5 protein-coding genes are annotated in these 4,963 nt (G+C 69.6%); all 5 read right to left on the reverse strand.

Annotated elements, in window-relative coordinates; genetic code table 11:
* Positions 1 to 1,079, reverse strand: a 1,079-nt coding sequence (locus tag ON19_RS13480) for an NADH-quinone oxidoreductase subunit L (RefSeq protein ID WP_043691023.1), incomplete at its 3' end; no start/stop codon positions are given.
* Position 1,080: 1 nt separating this feature from the next.
* Positions 1,081 to 1,380: an NADH-quinone oxidoreductase subunit NuoK gene (nuoK, locus tag ON19_RS13485; protein WP_036536861.1), complete on the reverse strand. Its 300-nt coding sequence runs from the start codon at positions 1,378 to 1,380 to the stop codon at positions 1,081 to 1,083.
* Positions 1,377 to 2,207, reverse strand: a complete 831-nt coding sequence (locus ON19_RS13490) for an NADH-quinone oxidoreductase subunit J (RefSeq protein WP_043691037.1) — start codon at positions 2,205 to 2,207, stop codon at positions 1,377 to 1,379. The genes nuoK and ON19_RS13490 overlap by 4 nt, the downstream gene beginning before the upstream one ends.
* Positions 2,204 to 4,102, reverse strand: a complete 1,899-nt coding sequence (gene nuoH / locus ON19_RS13495) for an NADH-quinone oxidoreductase subunit NuoH (protein ID WP_083899348.1) — start codon at positions 4,100 to 4,102, stop codon at positions 2,204 to 2,206. Before nuoH ends, ON19_RS13490 begins: the two co-directional genes overlap by 4 nt.
* The coding region (locus ON19_RS13500; protein ID WP_157229693.1) for a molybdopterin dinucleotide binding domain-containing protein at positions 4,095 to 4,963 on the reverse strand (869 nt) is incomplete at its 5' end. The genes nuoH and ON19_RS13500, both read right to left, overlap by 8 nt.

The following is a 4,963-nucleotide window of genomic DNA, read 5'->3' on the forward strand; positions in this document are numbered from 1 at the left end:
TCGTTCATCGCGTGCATCACCGAACCGGCGCCGAGGAACAGTCCGGCCTTGAAGAACCCGTGGGTGAGCAGATGCATGATGGCGAAGGCGTATCCGGCGGGGCCGAGTCCGGCGGCCAGCACCATGTAGCCGATCTGGCTCATGGTGGAGGCGGCCAGTGCCTTCTTGATGTCGTCCTTGGCGCAGCCGATGATCGCGCCGAACAGCAGGGTGACCGCGCCGACCAGCACCACCCCGAGCCGGGCGTCGGGGGCGAGGTCGAAGATCGCGTTGGAGCGCGCGATCAGGTACACACCGGCGGTGACCATGGTGGCGGCGTGGATGAGCGCCGACACCGGGGTGGGGCCCTCCATGGCGTCACCGAGCCAGGATTGCAGCGGCACCTGTGCGGACTTGCCGCACGCGGCCAGCAGCAGCAACAGGCCGATCGCGGTGAGCGTGCCCTCGCTCGCGGCGGGCGCGCCGCCGAACACGACGGCGAAGTCGACCGATCCGAACGTCGCGAACATGACCATCATCGCGATCGCCAAGCCCATGTCGCCGACCCGGTTCACCACGAACGCCTTCTTGGCGGCCGTCGCCGCGGAGGGCTTTTCGTGCCAGAACCCGATCAGCAGGTAGGAAGCCAGGCCGACGCCCTCCCAGCCGAGGTAGAGCACGAGGTAGTTGTTCGCCAGGACCAGCAGCAGCATGGCCGCGAGGAACAGGTTGAGGTAGGCGAAGAACCGCCGCCGCGCCGGGTCGTGGCTCATGTAGCCGATCGAGTAGACGTGGATCAGCGAGCCGACGCCGGTGATCAGCAGCGCGAAACACATCGAGAGCTGGTCGAGTTGCAGCGCGAAGTCGACCTGGAGGCCGGCCACCGGAACCCAGCTGAACAGGTCCTGGTGTACCGCGCGGTCGGCGGTGTCGCGTCCGAGCATGTCGGTGAAAGCGAGCACGGCGACCCCGAACGAGGCCAGCGCCGTCGCGGTGCCGAGCAGATGACCCCACTTGTCGGCGTAGCGTCCGGTCAGCAGCAGGACGATCGCACCCGCCAGGGGGAGGGCGGGCAGCAGCCAGAGCGTTGCGGTGTCCACGTCAGAACTTCAGCAGGTTGGCGTCGTCGACCGAGGTCGAGCGGCGGGCGCGGAAGATGGTCATGATGATGGCCAGGCCGACGACCACCTCGGCCGCGGCGACCACCATCGTGAAGAACGCGAACACCTGCCCGTCCAGGTTGGCGTGCATCCGGGCGAAGGTGACGAACGCGAGGTTCACCGCGTTGAGCATCAGCTCGATGCACATGAACACCACGATGGCGTTGCGCCGCAGCAGCACACCGGCCGCGCCGATCGTGAACAGCAGGGCGGACAGGAACAGGTAGTTCTCGGGATTCACCGCTTGCCTTCCTCGTCGCTGGGGGTGTCGGTCCCGTCCGATGCGGGCGTGGTGCCGACCGAGATGACGGCCGCTTCGGTCAGCGCCCTGGTGCGGCGGTGCCGCAGGATGGTGCTGACCGACAGCTCCTCGAACGACCCGTCGGGCAACCGCGCGGGGACGTCCACCGCGTTGTGCCTGGCGTAGACGCCGGGGGTGGGCAGCGGTGTCGCGCGATGCCCCTTCTCGCGGAACCGGCGGCGCGACTGCTCGCGCTGGTCGGTGCGGGGCCCGAACTGCTCGCGATGGGCCAGCACCATGGCGCCGATAGTGGCGGTGATCAGCAGGGCGCCGGTGAGTTCGAAGGCCCACACGTAGCGCAGGAAGATCAGCTCGGCCAGTTCGCCGATCGCGTCGCGGCCGGCGAATCCGGACGCGGGGAAGGTGATTCCGGATTCGCGGACGCCGTGGGCGATGCCGCCGCTGAGCAGCAGCCCGAAGCCGAGGCCGACCGCGGCGGCGGCGAGGCGCTGGCCGCGGATGGTTTCCTTCAGTGACTCCGCGGAGTCGACGCCGACGAGCATCAGCACGAACAGGAACAGCATCATCACCGCGCCGGTGTAGACCACGATCTGCACGACGCCGAGGAACAGCGCGTCCTCGGCGATGTAGAACGCGGCCAGGGCGATCATGGTGGCCGCCAGGCACAGTGCGGAGTGCACCGCCTTGGAGGCGAACACCATGCCGAGCGCGCCGAGTACGGCCAGTGGGGCGAGGATCCAGAACTGGACGGCTTCACCGGTGGAGGCGCGGGTCAACGGCTCCGCGGCCAGGATCAAATCGGTCACCGTGGTGCTCCTTCCACGCCGGCGCCGGCGGGTTGCCGGGGCGCATCGGTGGCCGTGGCGCCGCTGGTGGCCGGTGCGTCGCCGGGGACCCGTCCGAGGTAGTAGTCCGCCTCGTCGGTGCCGGGATGCATGGCGTGCGGCGGTGCGGTCATCCCGGGCTGCAGCGGGGCGAGCAACCGGTCCTTCTCGTAGATCAGGTCGGCCCGGTTGTCGTCGGCCATCTCGTAGTCGTTGGTCATCGTGAGCGCCCGGGTGGGGCAGGCCTCGATGCACAGTCCACAGCCGATGCAGCGCAGGTAGTTGATCTGGTAGACCTGGCCGTATCGTTCGCCGGGGGAATAGCGTTCGGTCTCGGTGTTGTCGGCGCCTTCGACGTAGATCGCGTCGGCGGGGCAGGCCCACGCGCACAGTTCGCAGCCGATGCACTTCTCCAAGCCGTCGGGATGCCGGTTGAGCTGGTGCCTGCCGTGGTAGCGCGGCGCGGTCGGCGTTTTCTGCTCGGGATAGAACTCGGTGTTCGGCTTCTTGAACATGGTCGCGGCGGTGACCGCGAATCCGGCCAGCGGCTCGAACAGGCTGCCCTTGGCGCGGGTGGCGTCGCGGGCGTGCGCGTCGGCGGGCAGTGGCGGCACCGGGAAGCCGAGGAACACCGTCGAATCGGCGGAGTCCGCGACCACCGGCTCCTCGACCGGTGGCGGTGTGCCCGCCGCCCGGCCCGCCCGCAGGAACCGCAGCACCAGCAGCCCGGTGACCGCCAGGCCGCCGATCACCAGGATCGGGGTCTGTACCGGGTAGCCCTCCGCTTGCAGCACCCGTGCCGCGGCCACCACCATGACCCAGGCCAGCGAGGTCGGGATCAGCAGTTTCCAGCCGAGATTCATGAACTGGTCGTAGCGCAGCCGGGGCAGCGTGCCGCGCAGCCAGATGAACACGAACAGGAACGTCCAGACCTTGGCGGTGAACCACAGCACCGGCCACCACCCGGAGTTCGCGCCGTCCCACATGTTCAGCGGCCACGGCGCCCGCCAGCCGCCGAGGAACAGCGTTGTGGCCAGCGCGGAGACCGTGGCCATGTTGACGTACTCGGCCAGCATGAACATGGCGAACTTGAGCGAGGAGTACTCGGTGTGGAAGCCGCCGACCAGTTCGCCCTCGGCCTCGGGCAGGTCGAACGGCGCCCGGTTGGTCTCGCCCACCATCGAGACGCAATAGATCAGGAACGACGGCAGCAGCAGGAACACATACCAGGTGCCTTCCTGCGCGGACACGATCCCGGAGGTGGCCATGGTGCCGCCGAGCAGGAAGACGGTGGCGAAGCACAGTGCCATCGCGATCTCGTAGGAGATGACCTGCGCGGTCGAGCGCAACCCGCCCAGCAGCGGATAGGTGGAGCCGGAGGACCATCCGGCCAGCACGATGCCGTAGACGCCGATGGAGGTGATCGCGAGGATGTACAGCACCGCCACCGGAAGGTCGGTGAGCTGCAGCGGGGTGGTGACACCGAAGACGGACACCTCCGGCCCGAAGGGGATCACCGCGAACGCCATGAACGCGGGGACCACCGAGATGACCGGGGCCAGAATGTAGATCGGCTTGTCCACGATCGCCGGGACGATGTCCTCCTTGAGGGCCATCTTCACGCCGTCGGCGATGCTTTGCAGCGAGCCGAACGGCCCGGTGCGGTTCGGGCCGATCCGCATTTGCATGCGGGCCACGATCTTTCGCTCCGCGAGCACCGCGACGAGTGGAATCAGCATCAGATAGACGAACACGGCGACGGCTTTGGCGATCACGAGCCACAGCGGGTCGTGTCCGAAGCCGGTCGGGGTGTACGGGGCGGCCGAGGCGGCGGGTGTCACCGCGGACGCCGTGACGAGCGCGGCGAGATCACTCATGGCGGTGCTCCTTCATCCTCTCGTCGGCGTGCCGCAGGTGCACGATCGCGCCGGGCTGGACGGCGAGCTGCTCGGCGATGGAGCAGCCGGGGGAGTGCTGCGGCAGCCACACCACGCGGTCGGGCAGGTCACTGATCATCAGGGGAAGCGTGACGGCGCCGCGGCTGGTGGCGACGGTGACCGGATCGTCGGGTTGCGCGCCGAGTTCGGCGGCGGTGGCGGCCGACAGGCGCACCACCGGGGGCCGGGCGATGCCCGCCAGATTCGGTTCGCCGTCCTGCATGCGGCCCTCGTCCAGCAGCATCCGCCAGCTCGCGAGCACCGCGGTGCCCGGTTCGGGGCGCGGCAGCGGATGCGGCCGGTGCGTGGGCGCGGTAACGGGCGCGCCGTCCCACGCGCCGAGTTCGGCGAGTTCGGCGCGGGCGGATTCGACGTCCGGCAGGTTCAGGCGCACCGACATCTCACCGGCGATGGCGTGCAGCACCCGCTGGTCCGACAGCGGCGCGGCCTGGCGGCGCACCATGTCGTCGCCGAGCGCGGCGGCGAACGGGCGCGGCCTGCCCTCCCAGGTGCGGAAGGTGCCGGATTTCTCCATGGCCGCGGCCACCGGGAACACCACGTCGGCGCGTTCGGTGACCGGGCTGCGCCGCAGTTCCAGGCTCACCACGAACCTGGCCGCGTCGATGGCGGCCAGCGCCGCGGCCGGGTCGGGCAGGTCGGCCACGTCGACGCCGCCGATGACCAGCGCGCCGAGGCCGGAGGCCGCCTCCAGGATGGCCGTCGTGTCACGGCCTGCGCCGACCGGCAGCTCCGGCACGTTCCAGACCGCCCGAACCTGTTGGCGGGCCCGGGGATCGGCCA

It is taken from the genome of Nocardia abscessus NBRC 100374 (genome assembly GCF_000308455.1).
In the GTDB taxonomy this organism is placed as follows: Bacteria; Actinomycetota; Actinomycetes; order Mycobacteriales; family Mycobacteriaceae; genus Nocardia; species Nocardia abscessus.

Excerpts from the sequence above, each read along its gene's own strand:
- nuoH (WP_083899348.1), bottom strand. The coding sequence starts at position 4,102 with ATGAGTGATCTCGCCGCGCTCGTCACGGCGTCCGCGGTGACACCCGCC.